Source organism: Streptomyces sp. NPDC004111, from assembly GCF_042874215.1.
Taxonomy (GTDB): domain Bacteria; phylum Actinomycetota; class Actinomycetes; order Streptomycetales; family Streptomycetaceae; genus Streptomyces.
On record NZ_JBIAMU010000010.1, the window covers coordinates 311,965 to 333,338 of the forward strand.

The 21,374-nt window shown below is 73.9% G+C and carries 13 protein-coding genes; 1 reads left to right on the forward strand and 12 read right to left on the reverse strand.

All coding sequences use genetic code 11. The features are described 5' to 3' along the window. Positions 1-33: 33 nt before the first annotated feature. The 6 genes from ACFYVL_RS21495 to eccD all read right to left on the reverse strand — a co-directional run bounded on the left by ACFYVL_RS21495 (position 34) and on the right by eccD (position 7,411). The gene (locus ACFYVL_RS21495; RefSeq protein ID WP_389247070.1) at positions 34-3,021 is read right to left on the reverse strand and encodes an AAWKG family protein; all 2,988 of its coding nucleotides are present in this window, start codon (positions 3,019-3,021) and stop codon (positions 34-36) included. Between the two features lie 27 nt (positions 3,022-3,048). Continuing rightward, positions 3,049-3,516, reverse strand: coding sequence for a type VII secretion system-associated protein (locus ACFYVL_RS21500; RefSeq protein ID WP_389247072.1), 468 nt, complete (start codon positions 3,514-3,516; stop codon positions 3,049-3,051). Between the two features lie 56 nt (positions 3,517-3,572). Next, positions 3,573-3,920, reverse strand: a complete 348-nt coding sequence (locus ACFYVL_RS21505) for a WXG100 family type VII secretion target (RefSeq protein ID WP_389247073.1) — start codon at positions 3,918-3,920, stop codon at positions 3,573-3,575. A 61-nt stretch (positions 3,921-3,981) separates the two neighbouring features. Beyond that, positions 3,982-4,335 (reverse strand): hypothetical protein, encoded by a 354-nt coding sequence (locus ACFYVL_RS21510; protein WP_389247075.1) that lies wholly within the window; start codon positions 4,333-4,335, stop codon positions 3,982-3,984. Positions 4,336-4,523: 188 nt separating this feature from the next. Beyond that, positions 4,524-6,002 (reverse strand): type VII secretion protein EccB, encoded by a 1,479-nt coding sequence (eccB, locus tag ACFYVL_RS21515; RefSeq protein ID WP_389247077.1) that lies wholly within the window; start codon positions 6,000-6,002, stop codon positions 4,524-4,526. A 17-nt stretch (positions 6,003-6,019) separates the two neighbouring features. After that, entirely contained in the window at positions 6,020-7,411 is a 1,392-nt protein-coding gene (gene eccD / locus ACFYVL_RS21520; protein ID WP_389247079.1) for a type VII secretion integral membrane protein EccD, read from the reverse strand. 192 nt (positions 7,412-7,603) lie between these two features. Here eccD and eccCa point away from each other — a divergent pair, with 192 nt between their 5' ends. Beyond that, a complete protein-coding gene (eccCa, locus tag ACFYVL_RS21525; RefSeq protein ID WP_389247081.1) occupies positions 7,604-11,572 on the forward strand; it encodes a type VII secretion protein EccCa in 3,969 nt (1,322 codons plus the stop codon). 235 nt (positions 11,573-11,807) lie between these two features. Here eccCa and ACFYVL_RS21530 read toward each other — a convergent pair whose 3' ends face one another. From ACFYVL_RS21530 to ACFYVL_RS21555, 6 genes are all read right to left on the reverse strand, one after another. Then, complete coding sequence (locus ACFYVL_RS21530; RefSeq protein ID WP_389247083.1) at positions 11,808-13,010, reverse strand: S8 family serine peptidase; 1,203 nt, start codon at positions 13,008-13,010, stop codon at positions 11,808-11,810. Positions 13,011-13,133: 123 nt separating this feature from the next. After that, positions 13,134-16,430: a right-handed parallel beta-helix repeat-containing protein gene (locus ACFYVL_RS21535; RefSeq protein WP_389247134.1), complete on the reverse strand. Its 3,297-nt coding sequence runs from the start codon at positions 16,428-16,430 to the stop codon at positions 13,134-13,136. A 263-nt stretch (positions 16,431-16,693) separates the two neighbouring features. Further along, positions 16,694-18,160 (reverse strand): NADase-type glycan-binding domain-containing protein, encoded by a 1,467-nt coding sequence (locus ACFYVL_RS21540; protein ID WP_389247085.1) that lies wholly within the window; start codon positions 18,158-18,160, stop codon positions 16,694-16,696. Next, positions 18,157-18,666, reverse strand: a complete 510-nt coding sequence (locus tag ACFYVL_RS21545) for a phage tail protein (protein ID WP_389247136.1) — start codon at positions 18,664-18,666, stop codon at positions 18,157-18,159. Before ACFYVL_RS21545 ends, ACFYVL_RS21540 begins: the two co-directional genes overlap by 4 nt. Positions 18,667-18,890: 224 nt before the next feature. Next, on the reverse strand, positions 18,891-20,849 hold the full coding sequence (locus tag ACFYVL_RS21550; protein WP_389247087.1) for a putative baseplate assembly protein: 1,959 nt from the start codon (positions 20,847-20,849) through the stop codon (positions 18,891-18,893). Continuing rightward, positions 20,849-21,346, reverse strand: a complete 498-nt coding sequence (locus ACFYVL_RS21555) for a GPW/gp25 family protein (protein WP_389247089.1) — start codon at positions 21,344-21,346, stop codon at positions 20,849-20,851. Before ACFYVL_RS21555 ends, ACFYVL_RS21550 begins: the two co-directional genes overlap by 1 nt. Positions 21,347-21,374 lie beyond the last annotated feature (28 nt).

Consider the following 21,374-nt stretch of genomic DNA (forward strand, 5'->3'; position numbering starts at 1 on the left):
GCGTGTTCTTTCCCGGCCGGTCCGCCCGGCGGCTCACCGTCCGATCACCGCGGCCACGCCGCCCTCGTCGGTGCCCCAGGTGTCCTCGTCCTCGCTCACCCAGGTGGAGCGCTCGCGCTCGTCGCTCTGGGTGTTGCCGCCGGCGCCGCCGCCCATGCCGCCCATCGGCGGCATCATCGGCATGCCGCTGCCCGAGCTGCTGGTGTTGGGGCGCCGCATCAGGGCGGCCTCCTCGGCGGCGAGCTGGGCGGCGCGGCCGTTGCGCGCCGCGTTGGCCTCTCCCATCGCTCCGGCACGGGTGCGCTCGCCGCCCGCACCCGCGCCCAGGCCGCCCGCCCCGCCCATGCCGCCGGGCGTGAGCCCCTGGCCGCCGAGGGGGTTGAGACCCAGCGGGGGAATCCGGCCGCCCCCGGTGGCGTCCGCGCCCGTACTGCCGTAACCGCCGCCCGTCAGGGGCGAGTTGCCGTTCTTGGCGTCCGGGTAGTCGTAGTAGTCGTAGTTCCCGAGGCCGCCGCTGGTCCTGTTCGGTCCGAGCCCTCCGAGCCCTCCGGTGCCGCCGGTCCCGCCCGTGGTGCCGGTCGTCCTGCCGTACGCGTCGGTGGTGACCGTGCGGCCGTCCGGGTAGGTGATCTGGTGGCCGCCGTCCTTGAGCTTCTTGTCGACGGTGCCGTCGGGGTAGGTGGTGGTGCTCGACCCGTCGGCGTTGTGCTTGGTCTGGGCGCCGCCGCCGGTGGTGTTCAGGTGCTCGGTCTTCTTGTGCCCGTCGGCGTCGGTGGTGGTGTACGTGCCGTCGGGGCCGAGCTTGGTGGTGCTGCCGTCCTTGTACGTGGTGGAGACCGTGCCGTCCTTGCCGACCTGCGCCACCGAGCCGTCGGCGTAGGTGATGGTGGAGGTCCCCTTGCCCAGGTGCGAGACGGTCTTGGTGCCGTCCGGGTCGACCGTGGTCACGGTGCCGTTCGGCGAGACGGTGGTCTTCGTGCCGTCCTCGTGCGTGGTGGTGGTCGAGCCGTCCCTGCCGTACACGGTGGACGAGCCGTCCGGGTTCTTCACGGTCGAGCCGGGCGCCGGGTGGCTGGTGGTGCTGTTGCCCTGGGCGTCGGTGGTGGTGAGCGTGCCGTTCGGCGCCAGCTTCGTGGAGGAGCCGTCCGGGTACTGGGTGATCGTCGAGCCGTCCGGCTTGATGGTGGCCTTCGTACCGTCCTGGTACGTGATGGTCTCGCTGCCGTCCTTGTTCAGGACCGTCTTCGAGCCGTCGGGGTTGTTGGTGACCGAGCTGCCGTCCGGGTTGACGGTGGTGGTCGTGCCGTCCTTGTGCGTGGTGGTGCGCGAGCCGTCGGCGTTGTACGTGGTGGTGCTGCCGTCGGGGCCCTTGACCGTCTTGCCGGGCACGCCGCCGGTGCCGATGCCGCCGCTGGTCCCGTTGGGGTTGAGCGCGGGAGGCAGGACGCCCGGGGGAGTGGTCTCCTTGTGGCCGTCCGGGTAGGTGGTGGTCATCGAACCGTCGGGGTTCTTCGTGGTGACGGAGCCGTCGGGGTTCTTGACGCTGTTGCCGAGGCCGTTGTCGCCGCCGAGCCCGGTGCCGTTGCCGCCTGTGTCGTTGAGGCCCAGCGGGGGTATCGCGCCGGTGGTGGGCGGCTTCTGCCCGCCCTTGTCACCGAGGCCGCCCGCGCCGCCGCCGAGGTTGCCCATCCCGTTGCCGCCGGTCTCGTTCTGGCCGAGCGGGGGGACGTCGGGCTTGCCGTCGCCGCCCTTCTTGAATTCGTCGAGCTTCTTCTCCGATTCCTCCTTCTGCTTGTTCATCTCCTCCTTCTGCTTGTCCATCTCCTTCTTGGCGTCCTCCTTCTCCTTCTCCGCGTCGGCCTTTGCCTTGCCCGCCTCGTCGACGGCGTTGGCCTCCTTGAGGCTGGAGACGCCGGCCTTGAAGGTGAAGGTGGTGTTGCTGCTGGCCCCCGCCATGGCCTGGTTGAGGTTCAGCATCGCCGTGCTGGCGGCGGTGTCGAGATCGGCGAGCGTGGCGCTCCACTTGGTGTGCGCGGCGCGGGAGAGCTGCTTCCAGCTCGCCTCCTGGGTCAGGTCCCCGTAGGTGGGGTGTACGGAGAGGAAGCCCTCACCGGCCTGGGACACCTCGTTCTGGTTCTGCTGCATCTTGACGATGTTGTTCGTGTTCAGCCACGTCGCCACTTCGTCCAGCAGCTGGTCGAGATGGGCGGTCCCCAGCCACAGGCCGGTGCCCACCCACGTCTTCCACGCCGTGTGCAGCGACACGGCGGCGGTGTGGATCGCCTTCTCGGCTTCGAGGATCTTGTCGCTGACGGCGGAGTCCGACTTGTAGTCGGGCACGCTGGTGGACGCCTGGCCGCCCTTGTCGCCGCCGGCCGACTGGATCAGCCGCAGGAAGTCCCGGTAGCCGACGCCAATGGCGTCGATCAGGTCGCGGAACACGTCCGCGCCGTTGCCGCGGTAGGCGGAGTACTCCGAGTTGAGTTCCTTGACCCACTGCTCCAGGACCGGAGTCTGGGTACGGAAGTACGCCGTGACGCGGTCGAACGCCTTGGCGGTGGGGGCGAACGTCGTGAGGTCCACCGAGTCGAGGGCGTCGACGGGCTTGCTGTGCGGGTACTCGGAGCCGTACCCGGTGGTGCGGTGCTCGTTGACCAGCTTCTCCAGGACCATTCCGTAGCCCCAGTCGTACGCACCGGCGTTGCCCGTGTCGCTCCAGTCGGCGCCGTTCGACGAACTCCAGGGCAGACTCAGCTCCACCGTGTAGACGGAGAGCTGTGCGGCCACGTTCTGCCGCGGGCCGTAGAACTTGATCGTCCGGCCGAGCTTGGCGCCGGGCGCGTCCACCTGGCCGGTGGTGCTCCGCCCGTCCCCGGTGTTGGTGATCTTGATCTTCATCCACTCGCTGCCGTCGCCCGTCTTCTCGTCCGCACCCCCCACGGCAGCCACGTTGGCCCGGGTGCCGCCGTCGAAGCCGGTGAGGTTCTTGACGACCGATTCCCAACTCGAATCAACGGCCATGGGGGGTTCGGTACTCCTTCTGAGAGGTCAGGACTTCTGCGACGGGGCCAGGTCCCCGTCGACGTTGCGCAGGTCGTTGAGGAACTTCTGGCTCTCGATGTCCTCCAGGCTCTTCTGCTGCTGCTTCTTCATGTCCGTGAGCACGGTGTTGAGGCCGTCCCTGATGTCGGTGAAGAGCTTCTCCTGGTTGTCCTCGACGGCGGACAGCTCCTTGGCCGACTTCGCCAGGTACGCGAGGAACGGGGCGGCCGACAGCGGCCCCGTCGCCTTGTCGCCCGTCGCGCCGAGCCTGCCCAGCTTGAGCACGGAGCTGACGTAACCGACCGAGGTGCTGCCGAACTGGGTTGCCAGGTACTGCATGGCGGCCACCGCGTGGCCGTCGGTGTCCTTCTTGAGGGCCCCGATCAGGGTGAGGAAGCCCTGCACATCGGTGTTGACGAACTTCGTCAGGGTGTCCGTGTCCAGATGGGACAGATCGGTCGGGTCGGGCGCCATGGCTGCTCGCAATCAGCGGGGGAAGAGGTGCGGAGAGCGGGGGAGGAGGGGCGGGGTCAGCGGCCGACGCGGATGTTGCCCCACTCCGACGCGCTGCGGTTCTCGTGCTGGCGGTACAGGGCGGAGATGTCCGTCAGCGTCTGGCCGTGCTTGGTCAGGACCTCGCTCAGCTGGCCGGCCGCCTGGTTCCACTGGGCCTGCAGACCCGAGTACGTCGCGGCGTCGGCGCCCTGCCAGGCGCCGTGCAGGCCGGCCAGCTCCTCGTTGAGGGCCTGCACCAGATTCCGGATGCGGGTGGTCTGGAGGCTCATGTCCTCCGCGGCCTGGTCCACGCGCTTGTACTCGACGTGGATGATGCCGTCTGTCTTGTTGGAGTGGTCGTACCCGGCGGGGGGAGTGGACATCGCGAACTCCTGGTGGGGAGGGAGAGGGAGGGAGAACGGGCGAACGGCGAGCTGTTGGGCGCTACTTGACCAGCGAGGCGAAGACGTCGTTCGACCGGCTGCTGACCTGGATCGAGTCCGTGGTCTGGTTCTGCAGGTTGCGCTGGAGGGTCCCGGTCTCCTGGAGCTTCTGCATCATCTCGTTGATGTTCTTGGTGATGATGTCCACCTGGCTGCTCCAGTCGGTCAGCAGCCGCTGGAACGCGCCGCCGTCCTGACCGCCGTACGCGTCCATCAGGGAGCCCATGGTGGTCCGTACTTCCTCCTGCGACGTCTTGATGCCGCTGTGGACCATGCCGAGGGCGTTGAGGCCCTTCTGGTTCTCGCTCTGCGACGAAGTCTGCAGGTTGCCGGGAGGGGCAGGGGGAGTCGACACGTCGGACGTCCTTTCCGGAATGGGAGCTTCTGCTGATGCTAGAGAGGCTGATGTGACGCAGGCAATGCTCTGGGGCGAGATCTGAGCTTGCCTTGATCCTTCTGTCGGCCCGAGGCCGTCTACTGGCCGGTAAGAGGCCGTAGTTGACGCTTCGTCGAATGACGAAGCGTCACACGTTCATCGACTGTTCACCCGCAGGACTTCTCCGCGGGCTTCAACGCCGCCTCGGCGGCGGCCCGTTCGCCGCTCGCCGCCGCCGCGTCCAGCACCGGACCGGTCGGCAGCATGTCCAGCAGCCGCGACGGCACCGCCTGGGCGCGCCCGCCCTTCAGGCCGAGGCGCTCCACCGACTTCGCGTCCGGCAGCCGGTACTTGACGCCCACGTCGGTGACCAGATAGCTCGTCGTGCCGATGACCGAGCCGCCCGCCCCCAGCGCCTGTACGAGCGTGCCGCCGCCGGGCCGTACCTCCAGACCGTCCACGGCCAGGCACGCCCGGGTGATCTCCGGGCCGGAGGCCGGAGCCGGGGCCCGTCCGGCGGCCGGTACCAGTGCGAGCGCCACCCGGGGCGCCGCCCCCTCCGGCTGGATCCGGGCGCACACCGAGGTGCCGGGACCGGGGTCCCGTACTCCGGGGGTGCGGGAGGGCCAGAGCGACGGGTCCTTGCCGGCCCGTGCGGACTTCGCCTGGTGCTGCGTCAGCTGGTCGGCGGTGAGCGGGATCGCGGCCGGGGCGGCCCCCGGGTACGCCAGTTTCGCCGTGCGGTCGTCGCCCAGGACGAGCGCGGCTCCGGGGGCGCTCAGGGCGCGCAGCCCGGACCGCTCCAGCAGGAAGTGCTGGGCGGCTGCGCCCGGCGAGGTCAGGGCGTACACCTGGCCGGTACGGCTGGGACGGCCGCCGATCCTGGGGCCCGGGGTGCCCCGGCCGTCCACCTCGGGGGCGGCCAGGTCGGGGGCGGCCGGGACGCTGTCGAGGAACGCGGCGGACACCGGCAGAGGCGTCGCGCCCGAGTAGCCGAGGGCCTGGGCCGCACCGTGCTTGCCGAGCCGCAGCCGGTGGTCGCCCCACAACAGGTGCTTGGCTCCGTCCGGGCCCTGGGCCAGCACCGCGCGGTCGTCGCCGGGCGAGGTGCCCTCGGCGGACAGGCCCAGCCGCAGCGAGGTGACCGGGCGGCGGCCGGTGCCGTCGGGCCCCGTGCGGTTCGGCTCCTCCGCGCAGACCTGCCAGGCGCCCTGCTCCAGGTCGCCGAGCGCGGGCAGCGTGTCGGGGGCGCCGGGGATGCCCACCGGGGTGCCGTGCGGCTCGCCCGCCAGGGACGTCGCGGAGACCTGCACCGGCTTGAGCTTGTCCGCCGCGATCAGCTTCGCGGAGGCGTAGTTGCGGACCGGCCGGAGCCGGCCGCCGAGGTAGAGGTAGCGGGTTCCGGTGTCCTTCTGCACGATCAGCGCGGACTCCTGCCGCCAGGCCTTGGAGCCCGCCGGGGAGATCAGGCCGAAGAGCAGGAAGCCGATGACGAGCACGGCGCCGAGGCCGATGCCCCAGGCCATGCCGCGGTTGGTGCGCCCCACCGGGGACTCCGGGGAGTCCGGGTCGCCCCGCAGCATGCCGCTGGTGAGCCGGCCCATGACGAAGAGGTGCGCCTGGACCTGGTCCTTCCTGGACTGCATGGTGTACGTCCCTCCCCTCAGCCGGTCGCGGTGCGCAGGGCCGCGTACACGCCCAGCACCCACAGGGTCAGCGGGATCAGCGCCACCGCGGCCAGGGTGTGCAGGATGTCCGCCGCGCGGCCCCAGTAGGGCAGCATCCGGCGGCCCGGCACGGTCCACGAGGCGATGGCCGCCGCTGCGGCCACGGCGAGGAGCGCCGCGAGCAGGAAGGGCCGCTGCCCGGCGTCCAGCGAACGGGCCGCGTGCACCGCCATCAGGACCAGGCCGTAGAGCCCGGGGAGCATCACCGCGGGCCGCTGCCACACATTGCCGATGCCGCGTGCGTGCAGCAGCAGAAGCACGCTCAGCACGGCCGCGGTGACCAGCGCCGCGGTGTTCGGGCGGGTCAGGACCAGGGCGGACAGGACGCCCGCGCAGATCACCCCGGTCGCCGCGTAGAGCGCGGTCATCCACTCCTCGGCGAGCGCGGTGCGGCTCACCACCCGCTGGTTGGGATGCGGCTCGATGCCCTCCTGCAACTGCTCGGCGTTGGTGGGCAGGGCGGGCAGCCGCAGCCCGGACAGGCGGAACGCGATGCCGGGCACCAGCCCGCCGAAGACGACCGCGAGCACCGCGAGGACGCTCGCCGCGTGCGCGGCGGGCCAGTCGGTGAGCAGCATCAGGGTGCCCCAGAGCGCACCGGCGAGCGCGACCACCGCCGTGCTCAGCAGCAGCGGTACGAAGGCGGCGACCGCGGCCACCGCCAGGATCGCACCGCCCGCCGCGGCGGCCGAACCGGCCAGCAGCCGGGCCCCGGTGAGCTGGGTGCCCGGGTCGCCGCCGGGCAGCAGGGCGCCCGCCAGCGCGAGATACGGCGGTACGAGGACGCCGAGCGCGGCACCGGCGGCGGAGTCGCCCACCGCGCGGCTCGCCGAGGCGGCCCCGAACAGCACCAGCAGTCCGGTGCCCGCCGCGACCGCGGCCCGTACCGGGGCCGGGCCGCCGGGCAGGGCCAGCACCAGCAGTCCGGCGGCCAGCAGCACGACCGCGGTGCCGCGCAGCAGCCACCGGCTGGTGCGGGTGGCCCAGCCGTGCGGACGCTCGCGCATCGTGGTGGCCACGCCGTCGACCAGGTCGTCGAAGTGGATGGGCGGCAGGGCTTCGGTGCGGGGGCGCAGCAGGAGCGTCTCGCCGTCCCGCAGGGAGAGCCCCTCGGGGGTGCCCTCCTCGTCCAGCGGTTCCCCGCCCAGGCGTTGCAGGATCCAGCCGCCGTGCTCGATGCCCTTCTCCGCGAGGTCGTCGCCGGCGTGGTCGAGCAGGATGGGCAGCAGATCGGCCACCGGAACGTCCGCGGGGACCGCGAGGTCGAGCAGCCGTTCCGGGGTTCTTACCGTGAGCCGGCACAGGCCGGGGGCGGATATGTCTGTCATGGCGACGGGGCCACACCTCTCCGAGGGGCCGGAATTCCGAAGTCGATCTCCGCACACTACCGTTGTGCACGCGGCAGACTGCAACACCGGTTGTTCACAACTGGTACGGGCATGTTCCGCCCGCTTCGTGCGAGTTTCCCCCATCCCGCCCCACCGCATTTCGGCGCGCCCGAGCCCGAGGAGCAATTCCGCGTGAGCACCGTACTGTTCCGCCGTCCCGCCCGACGGCGGGGTCCCGACATGCCGGACGGCGAGATCAGCCTCCAGGAACCGCCCACTCTTCCCGAGGCGGAACCCAACACCTCGGCCATGTGGACGTACCTCCCCATGGGCCTGACGTCACTCGCCATGCTGATGATGTTCATCAGGCCCGGCCAGGCCACCGCCTTCAGCTACTTCGCGATCGGGCTCATGCTCCTGTCGTCCGTGGCGATGATCGTCGGCCAGCTGATCCGCACCTCGGGCGAACGCAAGCGCAAGCTCAAGGGCGAACGCCGTGACTACCTGCGCTACTTGGCCCAGACCCGGCGGAAGATCCGGCGAACAGTCGGTGAACAGCAGAAGGCGCTGGCCTGGCGGCACCCCGACCCGGCCGCCCTGTGGGCCCTCACCGGCACCAGCCGCCAGTGGGAACGCCGCCCCGCCGACGAGGACTTCGCCGAGGTGCGCGTCGCCGTCGGCGAACAGAAGCTCGGCACCCGGCTCGCCCCGCTGGCCACCAAGCCCGTCGAGGACCTGGAACCGCTCTCCGCCCACGCCCTGCGCAGCTTCATCCGCGCCTACGGAACCGTCCCCGACCAGCCCATCGCCCTCTACCTGCGGGCCTGGTCACGGATCCTGGTGCACGGCGACCAGGACCGCGCCCGCGCCCTCGCCCGCGCAGCTCTCGCCCAGCTCGCCGCGTTCCACGCACCCGAGGAACTCGGCATCGCGCTCTGCGTCTCCGACGCGCGGCGCGCCGACTGGGAATGGGTGAAGTGGCTGCCGCACACCCAGCACGCCTACCAGCGCGACGGCGCCGGACAGGCCCGTACCGTCGCCGCCGGACTCGTCGAACTCGACGAACTGCTCGGCGCCGACTTCACCGAGCGCCCGCCCTTCGACCCGGAGACCGCACCCGGCCGCGACGAGCCGTTCACCGTGATCGTCGTGGACGGCGGCATCGTGCCCGGCGGCCACCGGCTGGAGGGCGTCGGCTACCGCAACACCGTCGTCGTCGACCTCTCCCAGTCGTTCGCCTGGAAGCCCGCCCGGGGCACCCTGCGGCTGCGCATCGGGGACGACGGACTGCACCTGGTGCGCACCGACCGCGAACGCAAGGAGCAGGCCACCCTGCTCGGCGCACCCGACGCGCTCGGCCCCGTCGCCGCCCGCACCCTGGCCGCCCGGCTCGCCCCCTACCGGCTCGGCGGCGGAACGGCCGCCGCCGAACCGTTCACCGCCGACACCGAACTCACCTCCCTGCTCGGCATACCCGACCTGCGCAGGCACGAGGCGGGCCGGCTGTGGAACCGGCCGCTGGAGAGCCGCGAGCGGCTGCGGGTACCGATCGCCGTCGGCGAGGACGGACTGCCCGTCGAACTCGACATCAAGGAGTCCGCACAGGGCGGCATGGGCCCGCACGGCATGCTCATCGGCGCCACCGGCTCCGGCAAGAGCGAGCTGCTGCGCACCCTCGTCCTGGGCCTGGCCCTCACCCACTCCTCGGAGTCCCTGAACTTCGTCCTCGTCGACTTCAAGGGCGGCGCCACCTTCCTCGGCATGGACGAACTCCCGCACACCTCCGCGGTCATCACCAACCTCGCCGAGGAACTGCCCCTGGTCGGCCGTATGCAGGACGCCGTGCACGGCGAACTGATGCGACGTCAGGAGCTGCTGCGCCGGGCCGGGAACTACTCCTCGGTCCTGGAGTACGAGAAGGCCCGCGCGGCCGGCACCCCGCTCGCCCCGCTGCCCTCGCTGTTCATCGTCGTCGACGAGTTCTCCGAACTCCTCGCCGCCCACCGCGACTTCATGGACCTCTTCGTGATGATCGGCCGCCTCGGCCGCTCGCTCGGCGTCCACCTGCTGCTCGCCTCCCAGCGACTGGAGGAGGGCCGCATGCACCAACTGGAGTCCCACCTCTCCTACCGCATCGGTCTGCGCACCTTCTCCGCCATCGAGAGCCGCGGCGTCCTCGGCGTCCCCGACGCCTACCACCTGCCGCCCACCCCTGGCAGCGGCTACCTCAAGAGCGGCGTCGAAGCCCTCACCCGGTTCCGCGCCGCCTATGTGTCCGGCTCGTACAAGCCCAAGCGGGGCAGCGTCCAGCAGGCGCAGATCGCCCGCCAGGTGGTGCCCTGGGGCACCGGCTGGGTGGTGCCGCGCACCCTGCCCGCCGCACCCGACCCCGACCCGGTGACCACCGAACCGGACACTGGGGAGACCCTGCTGGGCCTCGCCCTGGAACGGCTGCGGGACAGCGGACCGCCCGCCCACCAGGTGTGGCTGCCGCCGCTGGACACCCCGCCCGCCCTCGACGCGCTGCTGCCGCCGCTGGTGCCCGACCCCGAATTCGGCCTCACCACCGCCGGCTCGCCCGACCGGGGCAGGCTGCGCGTCCCCGTAGGCATCGTCGACAAGCCCTTCGAACAGGTCCGCGACCTGCTCACCGTCGACTTCGAGGGCGCGGGCGGCCACTTCGCCGTCGCGGGCGGACCGCAGAGCGGCAAGTCCACCGTGCTGCGCACCCTCATCACCGCGCTCGCCCTCACCCACACCCCGCGCGAAGTGCAGTTCTACTGCCTGGACTTCGGCGGCGGCGCCCTCCTCGGCCTCACCGGACTGCCGCACGTCGGCGGAGTCGCGAGCCGCCTGGACCGGGAGCGGATCTCCCGCACCCTGGCCGAGGTCACCTCGCTGCTCAACCGGCGCGAGGTGTTCTTCCAGGAGCAGGGCATCGACTCGATGGCCACCTACCGCAAGCGCCGGGCGGCCGGCCAGTACCCCGACGAGCCGCTGGGCGACGTCTTCCTCGTCGTCGACGGCTGGTCCACCGTGCGCAGCGACATGTTCGACGACATCGGCGTCTTCAACGGCATCGCCACCCGGGGCCTCAACTACGGCGTCCACCTGATGGTCAGCACCTCCCGCTGGGTGGAGCTGTCCGCCGCCCTGCGCGACCAGGTCGGCAACCGGCTGGAGCTGCGGATGGGCGACCCGCTGGACTCCGCCGTCGACATCCGCAAGGCGGCCACCGTCCCCGCCGTACCCGGACGCGGCCTGAGCCCCGACAAGCTGCACTTCCTGGTCGCACTGCCGCGCATCGACGGCGTCGAGGGCGCCGACGACCTCTCCGAGGCGCTCGACGACCTCGTCGAGGCGGTCGCCGAGAACTGGGACGCGCCGCCCGCACCGCCGGTACGGATGCTGCCCACCCGGTTCACCGCGGCCGAGCTCCCGGCCGTCGACCCGCAGCAGCCGCTGCGCGTCGCGCTCGGCCTGGACGAGGCCGAACTCGCCCCCGTCTGGCACGACTTCGCGCAGAGTCCGCACCTGGTGCTGGTCGGCGACACCGAGAGCGGCAAGACCAGCGCCCTGCGCCTGATCGCCGAACGGATCGTCGCCGCCCACACGCCCGACGAGGCCCGCATCCTGGTCGTCGACTACCGCCGGGAACTCGTCGAGGCGGTCCCCGAGGAGTACCGGCTCGGCCACGCGGTGGCCGCCGACCCGCTGCGCGAACTCGTCGACGGGGTCGCCCGCGCGATGGTGGTCCGGGCCCCCGGCGAGGACATCTCACCGGCCCGGATGCGGCGCGCCGACTGGTGGACGGGCCCGCGCCTGTTCGTCCTGGTCGACGACTACGAGATGGTCGGCAGCGGCTTCAGCGGCCCCTTCGAGCCGCTGCTCGCGCACCTGCCGCTGGGCTACGAGGTCGGACTGCACCTCGTCGTCGCCCGCGCCGCGGCGGGCGCCTCCCGGGTCGACCCGCTGATGCGCAAGCTCCAGGAGGTCAACTCGCCGGCCCTGCAGATGTCCTGCCCGCCCTCGGAGGGCTACGTCTTCGACAGCGTCAAGGCGCGCATCCTGCCCCCGGGCCGCGCCCTGCGCGTCGCCCGCCGCAAGGCGGCCCTGGTCCAGCTGGCCCTGCCGACGGAGACACCGGAGGAGAGCGCCTGACCCACTCCCGGCGCCCGGTGCGGCCGGGCAGCCGGCGGGGGGGGGGGGGGGGGGGGGGGGGGGGCGGCGGGCGGGGGGGCCCCCCCCCCCCCCCGGGCCCCCCGGGCCCCCCCGCGGCCCCCCCCCCCCCGCCCCCCCCCCCCCCCCCCCCCCCCCCCCCCCGCCCCCCCCCCCCCCCCCCCCCCCGCCCCCCCCCCCCCCCCCCCCCGTGGTCCTTCCGGGCGGGCCGCCGTGCTCAGGCCGGGCCCGGCCCGTCCGCCCCCAGCCGCCCCGGACGCCAGCCGCGCGCCCGGCCCCGCGGCAGCACCACCGCCAGGAACGCGACCAGCAGAACCACCCCCACGGATCCCGCAGCGACCAGCAGCGAGGTGTTCCTGGCCCCCGAGGTGTCCGGCGGCGACGCCAGCCGCACCGGGCCGGGGCGGGCGGCCGTCACCGCCCCCGCGGCGGCGGCCGGTGCGCTGCCCGCGCCGGCGCCGGCCACCGCACCGTACGGGTCCAGCGCGGGCAGGTCGCCCGGGTAGGCGGTGCGCAGCAGCCGCGCCCGCACCTGGGGCGCCGTCAGCTCGGGGTGGTACGAACGCACCAGGGCGGCGGCGCCCGCCGTCACCGCGGCAGCCAGCGAGGAGCCGGAACCCGTCCACTTGCCGTTGCCCACCGGCCCCGGCCCGACCAGCGCGTCACCGGGGGCGGTCAGATCGGCCCGGGTGAAGGGCGGCGCGGAGTCCGGGCGGGTGCCCTGCGGGCCGGTGTCCAGCACCGCGAGAGCGTCCTGCGGCGGCGCGGGTGCGACGGGCGGCTTGCCCGAGCCCGGCGGGACGCTGTCGGCCGCCGCGGGCACCACCACCAGGGCGTCGGCGCGCGCGGCGGCCGACAGCGCGGCCCGCACCGTCCTGTCGGTGCCGTCCATCGGCGCCGTCACCGCGATCACCCGGGCCCCCGCCTCCGCCGCCTCCCGCACCCCGGCGGCCAGCCGCGCCGGGTCGCTCTCGCCGCGCGTGCCGGTGCCCCGTACCGCGAGGATCGTCGCCAGCGGCGCGACACCCGCGAAGCCCTGGCCCGGGGACGCCGCACCGGCGATCAGCCCCGCCTGGAAGGTGCCCCGGCCCACGCAGTCCTCGTCCGCCCCGCCGAGCGCCCGGACCCGGCCCGCGAGCACCGCGGGCGCGTCGCTCACCCCGGTGCCGACGACGGCGACCTTCACCCCCCGCCCCTGCGAGAGGGTCCACACCTGGTCCAGGGCGAGCGCGTTGCGGCTCCACGGGGCGTCGGAGGTGGCACGCCCCGGGAAGGTGGTGCACTTCTGCTGCGGGGACAGCCGCTCGGGGACGCCCGGCAGCACGACCTTCCCCGGGCCCCCGTCGTCCGCGGCGGCGATCGGTGCGGGCAGCGCGACGAGGGCGGTGGCGAGCAGGGTTGCGGTGGTACGGCGGCGCATGGGGCCGATCCTCGATTCGGATCCGGAGCAGGACACGGGACGTACGGGAGGGAGACAGGGGGACGTACGAGGGGGTGGGGCGGTACGCGGACGTACGGGAGCCGGGGCCGCCGGCCGCCCGGCTCAGCGGGGGCCCGGCAGGTCCTCCGGCAGCAGCATCCGCAGATCGTCCAGGCTCGGTGCGGCGACCGCGCTCAACCGCCCCGCCTGACGGGTCATCATGTGCTCCAGCGTCTGCCGGGCGAGCCGCGCGTTGCCGAAGGTACGGCCCCGGGGCAGGCCGTCGAAGTGGGTGCGCAGCGCGGTGGCCGCGCCGGGCGCGCACTCGTAGCCGTTGTCGACGGCGTGCTGGCGCACGATGGTGACCAGTTCGTCGGAGGAGTAGTCGGGGAACTCGATGTGCCGCGGGAAGCGCGAGGCCAGACCCGGATTGGAGCCCAGGAAGCGCTCCATCTCCTCGGTGTAGCCCGCCACGATCACCACCACCTCGTCGCGGTGGTCCTCCATCAGCTTCAGCAGGGTGTCCACGGCCTCCTGGCCGAAGTCCGAGGAGCCGCCGCCCCCGGCCGGGGTCAGCGTGTACGCCTCGTCGACGAACAGCACCCCGCCGAGCGCGCGCTCGAAGACCTCCTTGGTGAGCTGCGCGGTGTGCCCGACCCAGCGGCCCACCAGATCGGCCCGCGACACCTCCACCAACTGGCCGCGCGGCAGCACCCCGAGGGAGGCCAGCAGCTCCCCGTACAGCCGGGCCACCGTCGTCTTGCCGGTACCGGGCGGGCCCGCGAACACCAGGTGGTTGCTGATGCGCGGGGCGGGCAGCCCGGCCTCGGTGCGGCGGCGGGCGGCTGCCAGCAGATTGACCAGGTCGCCCACCTCCCGCTTGACGGCGGCGAGCCCCACGAGCGCGTCCAGCCGCAGCAGCGGGTCCCCGGCGTCGGTCCGCTCACCGGCCACCGTGGTGCCCACGTCCTCGGCGGTCAGCACCGCCAGGTCCCGCTCGTTCACCTCCGGCAGCCCGGCCAGCCGGGAGGCCTGCCGGTCCACCATCTCCTCGAACACCTTGCGCGCGGTACGCCCGTTGCCGAAGCCCGCGTCGCGCGGAATCGCCTCGAAGTGGTCGCGCAGCGAGGTGCGGGCGGCGGGTTCCAGCTCGTAGTGGTGCCCCGTGCACATCCGCTCGACGATGGTGACCAGCTCGTCGGAGGTGTAGTCGGTGAACTCCACGTTGCGGGTGAAGCGGGAGGCCAGACCCGGGTTGGAGGCGAGGAAGTCGGTCATCTCCTTCGGATAGCCGGCCGCCACCACCACCACGTCCTCCCGGTGGTCCTCCATCAGCTTCACCAGGGTGTCGATGGCCTCCCGGCCGAAGTCGGCACCCGAACCGCCGCCGTCCGAGAGCAGGGTGTACGCCTCGTCGACGAACAGCACACCGCCGAGCGCCTTGTTGAAGGTCTCGGTCGTCTTGATCGCGGTGCCGCCGACGATCTGCGCCACCAGATCGGCCCGCGACACCTCCACCAGGTGCCCGGAACGCAGCACCCCGAGCGAGGCGAGGATCGACCCGTACAGCCGGGCCACCGTCGTCTTTCCGGTGCCGGGCGGGCCCGCGAACACCAGATGGCGGCTCATCGGCGGGGCGGGCATACCGAGACTGGCGCGCCGCTGCGCCAGCCGGTTCAGATTGATCAGGGTCAGCACCTGCTGCTTCACGTCGTCGAGGCCGATCAGCGACTCCAGTTCGGCCACCGGCCCGGTGCCCTGCTCCGGTTCCGCCGCCACCGGCACCGCTCCGCCGGGCAGCCGCCCGTCGCCCGCCGCCTCCGCGCCCGCCGTGGAGCCCCACGCGTCCGGAGCCCCGTTGCCCGCGCTGCTGAGCCCCTCGACCGCGAGCCGGTCGCCCGGCACCGCCTGGCGCAGCCCGCTGCCCCGGTTGTCCCGCACCGTGCAGCCGATCAGCGACACCGGGTCGGCGCCCTCGACGCGTACGCCGTCGGCGCCCGAGCCGGTCACCTCGCACGCGTTCAGCGAAGCCCGCGCGCCCGCGGCGACCAGCACACCGTGCTCGCCCGCGCCCACGACCCGGGCCCGCGCGGCGGACAGTTCGCCCTCCGCCGCCACCTCGACACCGGCCGCGGCGGCCTCCTCCACCACGGTGTCCCGCAGGGTGAGCGTGCCGAGCGCGCCCACCAGCACGCCCGCCCCGGCCGAGGTGCGCAGGGTGCTTCCGCCGACGTACAGGTTGCCGTGCCCCCGGACGTGCACGGCCGAGCCGCCCGAGCCCTCCACCACGGACTCCTCCAGCCGCCCCCGCCCGTCCTTGGCGACCTCCACCCCGTGCGAGGCGGCGCCGACGACTGCCGCGCGGCGCAGCAGCGGGTTGGCGCCGCTGCGCACGACGATGCCCGAGGCGCCCGCGTCGCGGACCTCCAGACGGTCGAACTCGGCCGCCGAGTCCTCGTCGAGCAGCACCCCGACCGCCTTCGCGTCCCGTACGACGGTGCCGGTCAGCACCGGCGAGGAGAACCCGTTCACCCGGACCGCCGCGTCCTGGGCCGAGGCGAACACACAGTCCTTGAAGGTGCCCCTGCTGCGCTCGGTCACGAACAGGCCGTGCCCCGCGGTGCGTTCGCTGCGGCAGCCGGTCAGCGAGGGGGAGCTGCCCGCCCCCAGGACGAAGCCGTGGCCGGTGGTGTCGGTGACCGTCACCTCCTCCAGCACGGTCGGCCCCGTGGAGCTGACGTACACGCCCACCACGCTCTCGCGGACGGTGCCGCGCACCATCCGCGCCGTGCTGTCCTCCTCCACGGCGACGCCCGGCTTGTCCGCCGCGGATATCTCGCAGTCCTCCAGCAGCACATGGGCCTGGCCGTTGGTGAGCACCCCGTTGCCCCGGGCGTCGCGCAGCCGGCTGCGCCGCACTGTGACCCGGCCGCGCTCGCCCGCCACCACCCCGGAGGAGCCCAGGTGTTCCACCACGCAGTGCTCCAGGAAGCTCTCGTTCCCGGACGTCGAGACGACACCTGCGCCCGCCGGGTTGCTCACCCGGCACTCGCGCAGCGCCAGCGATCCGCTGCCCCGCGCGAACAGTGCCGCCCACGCCGAACCGTGCACCTCGCAACGGTCCATCGCGAGCTGCCCGCGCGGCGCGTCCACCACCGGAAGCTCGTCGTCGTGCCCGCGCAGCACCAGGTCGCTGACCATCACGGCGTCCCCGGTGAGGGTCAGCGCGGTCCCGCGCCGGGGCGCCAGTTCCACCGTGCCGGCGCCCTCGGCGGCGGTCAGGGTGATCGCGGAGGAGACGGTGAGGGCCTCCTGGTAGCGGCCGGGGCCGATGCTGACGACTGCGCCGGTGCGGGCCCGCGCGACGGCCTCCGCGACGGTTCGGAACTCACCCGAACCGTCCGCTGCGACGGTGAGCATCTGACGTGACACGTATCTGACCTCCCGGCCCCCGGGGCCGCTGGGACGGCGGGGACGCGCGGCATGTGGTGGGGCGTGTGGAACTGATGTGCCCATCATGCCTGTTGTCGCAGGCCGGCCGCCATCGCGGTCCGCCCGTGACCGTGATGGCGGCCGGCCTGCGACGTGGGAGCGGACCGAGCTGCGGGAGCGGACCGCGACCGCTCCGGGGGCCGGACACCGGCCGCGGCGCGGGGGACGAGCCCCGCGCCGCGGTCACGGGGTCAGAAGCGGCTCGCGCTGGACGGGCCGAACAGCTCGATCTCCGCGAGCGCCACCTGCTTCTCGGCGGAGGCCGCGTGCGCGGACTGGACGGTGAACCGGACCTTGGTGACCTCGCCGACCCGGAACGGGCGCCGCTGGGGGCCCGCACCCTGGTCGAGGGTGAGGTTGCGGGTGGTGGTCTTGCCGTCCGCGCCGGTGAGCGTCACCAGGACGCGGTGCGGCAGCGCCGACTCGTTGATCTTCTCCGGGCGCTTGGAGACGCCCGGGGTGATGATCACGTCCAGCAGCCGGGTGGGCTCGGTGAAGCCGACCTCGACCCACTCGCCCTGCCCGGACTCCGTGACCCCCGGCCCCCACCAGGTGTTGCTCCGCTTGTCGATGACCAGCTTCGCCGGGTGTCCGGGGAACTCGTGCGAGGCCTTGATGTTGTCCGGCGAGACGGGGGCCCGCTTCGCGAAGTGGTCGCTGGTGGCGCGGATGCCGTCGGGCAGGAAGACGATGGCCAGCGCGACGAGGGCCAGCGCAACCAGCACACCGATCCAGGTACCGATCCGGTCCAGCACCCGGCGCAGCGGCGGCCGGTCGCCCGCCCACGGCACGTCCCGCTGCCCGCGCCCCAACAGGCGCCGCCACCAGGGGAGTCGGCCGGGCGCCGTGGTGGCCGTCTCCTGGGCCAGCGGCATCGCGCAGCGGGCGCAGAAGTGCCGGTCGACGCGGTTGGGCGTGGCGCACCAGCGGCACGGCGGGCCGTCCTCGGTGTGCAGCGGCGGTACCGGGGTGCGCACGTGCGGCCGTTCCGCGTCGGGACGGCCGGGCAGTACGGGGGCGACGGCGGGCGGCGCGTCCCGGGCGGGCCCGGGGTCGTCGACGGGCACGAGCAGGGAGCGGGCCCGGTCGGCGGAGACCTGGGGCGCGGAGTGCGCGGACGACGCGGGCGGCGCGGTGTGTGCCGTCGGCGCGGGCGGGTCGTACGCGGGGACCGGGTCCCGGGGGACGGTGTCGTCGTCCTCCCGGTCCAGGGGCATCCCGTGCGGCGCCGCCACGGAGGAGTTCCCCTCGGGGGCGGCGGTGTGCGGGGCGGCCCGGTGCCCGGGTTCGGGCGACCGGTGCTCCGGCGCGGCCGGGTCGGCCGGCCGGTGCTCCCGTGCCGCCCCTTCGGGGGCCTGCGGGGCGTCCGCGGTGTGCGGCTGTGCGCCGCCGGCCGGCCCGGTGCGCCGGGCCGGGGCCAGCCCCGTACCGCCGGGGCCGGGGCGGTCGAAGGCGTTCCACCCGGGGCTCCCGTCGGACGCGGAGGCCGCGCCGCCCGGAGCGCCGGAGGAGCCCGCGGACGTGGCGGGCGGCGCGGCGGCGGGGGCGGGGGCGGCACTGCCGGACCGGTTCCAGCCGAGCACGGCGCCGCAGGCGTCGCAGAAGGACTGGCCCGGTTCCGCGCGGGTTCCGCACTCGGCGCAGTTCTGGACGGTCATCGCTCCAGGGTCCTTTCGGAAGTCGTCACTTCGACGGTGTAGGGCATGTGGGCGGGGCGCGCCGCGGCGACCAGGGAGTCCAGGCGGTGGACGTCGGTGGTGGTCGGCGCGGGCAGTCGCAGGGCGACGTGGAGACGGGGGCGCGGGGCGCCGGGGAAGGGGCCGAGCGGCCGGGCGTTCCAGTCGGCGCCGCCGCTCTCGGTGATGTCGGGCGTGACGCCGAAGGCGAGCCGTACGGCCTCGGAGAGACCCTGCCGGGTGCCGCGCACCCGGTGCAGCGCGGCGGCCGAGGCGACCGCGTCCCGCAGCCGGGCCTCCGGCTCGGTGCCGTCCGTCTCGGCGCCGACCCAGGTGCCCAGCCACGCCGCGAAGTCGACGGGGGTCAGGGCCGGGTCGAAGTAGCGGTCGAGGCAGTCCAGCACGTTGAGGATCGGTGCGAGGACCTCGTCGAGCCCGGCGACGAAGCGCTGGGCGAGGTCGTCGTCGGCGAAGACCGCCGGAAGCATGGTGCCCAGCGGCGCGGACGAGCCGAGGCCGTCCACGCCGACCCGCAGACCGGTCGGGTACCCGCTCCCGGTGGCGCCCGCCGCGGCGCGCCCGTCGTCGGAGCCGCCGCTGCCGGTGCGTCCCGAGCCGTACCCGCCGCCCGCGGAGCCCGCGCCGCCGGAGCCGGTGGGACCGTACCCGTCGCCCGCCGAGCCCGGCCCGTACCCGTCCTCCGGGCCGCCGGTCACGAGGTGCCCCCGACGACCCGGACGCGGTGGTCGAAGGAGAAGACCAGGGCCGGGTCCCTGAGGTCGATGCGGTCGGTCGGGTCGCCGCGCTTGCCGGTGAGCGGGTCCGCCGGGTGCAGCACCACCTCGTCGACGAGCTCGACGCCCGGCACCCGCTGGAGCACGGCGAACACCTCGCCGGACTGGACCGGCCTGCCGAACGGCCAGCCCCGCCCGTCCGCACCGCCGGTCAGCGGGTCGAGGTGCCGGTAGAGCGCGTCGTGCGCCTGCCGCCGCACCCGGTCGGTGTCCACGCCGCGGAAGGCGTGCACCGTGGCGACGACGGTGACGCCCTGGTAGTACGGCGGGCCCACCGCGAGCCGGGTCCCGATCAGCCGGCGCTCGTCGAGGTGGCGGGTGATCCGCCCCAGCAGGCCGTCGTCGGGCACCAGTTGCTCGAAGCGGAGCCGGCCCCCGGGGTCGGGGACCGCCTGCGGCACGACCAGCACCCGTACCGCGTACGCGCCGTGCTCGCCCTCCTCGCCCGCCAGGCAGGTGATCCGGGCGCACTCGGGGGCGGCCCTGCGCGCCAGCTCCTCGTAGTCGCGCAGGGTCACCGCACGCTCCTGGGCGCGCAGCGTCACCGGCGCCCGCAGCTTCGCCTCCTCGACCGTCTCGCCGTCCACCCCGCCGCGCGCCGCCTCACGGTTGACCACCTCCGAGACGTACGGGATCGACGTCCGCAGCACCTGGACCGAGCCGCGCGCCACGTTCCCCGCCCGGCCGCCGCCGGTGCGGTAGCGGCGGGCCCGGACGACCGCGCCCTTGGGGGCGACCGCACCGTACTGCCGCAGGCTGCCGTCCGGTTCGCGCACCGAGGGCCCGAACGCGATCTCACCCGTCGCCGCGTCGAGGGTGACGTGCCGGTCGCCCGGCCCCGAAGCGGCGAAGTGCGGCACCACCCGCCAGTCCTGCCAGCCCTCGTACCCGGCGGTCTGGAGCAGCAGCGGCGGGTCGTCGCCGACCACGGGGGCGTGCGCGAGCCGCAGCCGCTGTCCCGGCAGGCCCGTCGACTCGCCGAGCGCCTCGTCGTCCACGGTCTCCGCGTGCACCGCCCGGGTGGTGCCCCCGACGGTGAAGGCGTCGGCGGCCCGCAGGGTGGGCGAGGTGGAGTAGAAGGGCTGCCCGGCCAGCGGTTCGGTGACCCGGCAGCGCAGCCAGCCCGCCTCGTGGCCGCCGGTGCGGGACAGCACGTGGCCGCCGGGGACGTGCAGCACGATGTCGCCGGGGCGGTTCAGACCACCGGTGCCGTCCCGGTCGACCTCGCACGCCTGCCAGCCGTCCTCGGTCCACGCCTCCCACACCAGCGGGGGCTGGCGGGGGTCCACACCGACGCCGTCGACCCGGCTGTCGAGTTCGAGGGCGACCGCGCAGTGCGGGGCCGCGGCCGACAGGCCCAGCAGCAGACAGTCACCGGGCACCGGCGTCTCGCTGAAGCACAACAGGTCCTTGCCCTCGGCGAGTTCGGCCGTCCGGTCGGTGACGGAGTCGCCCCGGCGCTGCACCACCAGCCGTTGCAGCGAGCACGGCACGACGGACAGCTCGCGCTCGGTGGTGAAGACGACCGCCTCCTCGCGGTCCGTGCGCAGCGTGGCCACCTCCGTGCCCACCGGCACCGAGATCGCCTCCTCCTGCGGTGCCGACAGCCAGAACGTGACGTCGGTACGGGCCGCGGTCGGCGGGAAGAGCGTGATGCCCACCAGGTCGAGGAAGGCCAGGTGGTTCTTCTCCGGAACCCGGTTGAGCCGGTAGACGATCTGGTCGGCCATGTGCGCGACCGTCTCGACCAGGGTGACGCCGGGGTCCGAGACGTTGTGGTCGGTCCACTCGGGCGCGCGCTGCTGGATGTAGCGCTTGGCCTCGTCGACGAACTGCTGGAAGCGCCGGTCGTCGAGGTTGGGGGAGGGCAGGGGCATCAGCGTTCGCTTTCGGGGGAGTTGCCGGGACCGGCCGGACCGCGGGCGGCACCCGGCCCGTCGGAGGGGCCCGGTCCTTCGGAGGCGCCCGGCAGACCGGACTCCTCGTGGGAGGGGATGACGTAGAAGGGGAAGACCAGGCTGCGCGGGTTGTTGGTGCCGCGGATGGAGTACCGGACGTCGATGTACAGCACGCTCCGGTCGCCGCCCGCGGTGACCTCCACGTCGTGCACCTCGATCCGCGGCTCCCAGCGGTCCAGACTCACCAGCACCTCGTGCTGGATGCGGCCCGCGGTCTGCTCGTTGACCGGCGCGAACACGAGGTCGTGCACCCCGCAGCCGAACTCCGGCCGCATCGGCCGCTCGCCCGGCGCGGTGGCCAGCACCAGCCGGATCGCCTCCTCGATCTCCCGCTCGCCGCTGACCAGGGCGATGCCCCCGGTGGGGCCGATGCGCAGGGGGAAGGACCAGCCGGAGCCGACGAACTGTTCGGCCATCAGGGAATCTCCCGTTCTTCGGGTACGT

Bases quoted from the DNA above. Each gene is read 5' to 3' on its own strand.
- ACFYVL_RS21500 (WP_389247072.1), bottom strand. From the start codon at position 3,516: ATGGCGCCCGACCCGACCGATCTGTCCCATCTGGACACGGACACCCTG.
- ACFYVL_RS21545 (WP_389247136.1), bottom strand. From the start codon at position 18,666: ATGCTTCCGGCGGTCTTCGCCGACGACGACCTCGCCCAGCGCTTCGTC.
- ACFYVL_RS21555 (WP_389247089.1), bottom strand. From the start codon at position 21,346: ATGGCCGAACAGTTCGTCGGCTCCGGCTGGTCCTTCCCCCTGCGCATC.
- ACFYVL_RS21505 (WP_389247073.1), bottom strand. From the start codon at position 3,920: ATGTCCACTCCCCCCGCCGGGTACGACCACTCCAACAAGACAGACGGC.
- ACFYVL_RS21540 (WP_389247085.1), bottom strand. From the start codon at position 18,160: ATGACCGTCCAGAACTGCGCCGAGTGCGGAACCCGCGCGGAACCGGGC.
- ACFYVL_RS21530 (WP_389247083.1), bottom strand. From the start codon at position 13,010: ATGCGCCGCCGTACCACCGCAACCCTGCTCGCCACCGCCCTCGTCGCG.
- ACFYVL_RS21535 (WP_389247134.1), bottom strand. From the start codon at position 16,430: ATGCTCACCGTCGCAGCGGACGGTTCGGGTGAGTTCCGAACCGTCGCG.
- ACFYVL_RS21495 (WP_389247070.1), bottom strand. From the start codon at position 3,021: ATGGCCGTTGATTCGAGTTGGGAATCGGTCGTCAAGAACCTCACCGGC.
- ACFYVL_RS21550 (WP_389247087.1), bottom strand. From the start codon at position 20,849: ATGCCCCTGCCCTCCCCCAACCTCGACGACCGGCGCTTCCAGCAGTTC.
- eccD (WP_389247079.1), bottom strand. From the start codon at position 7,411: ATGACAGACATATCCGCCCCCGGCCTGTGCCGGCTCACGGTAAGAACC.
- eccB (WP_389247077.1), bottom strand. From the start codon at position 6,002: ATGCAGTCCAGGAAGGACCAGGTCCAGGCGCACCTCTTCGTCATGGGC.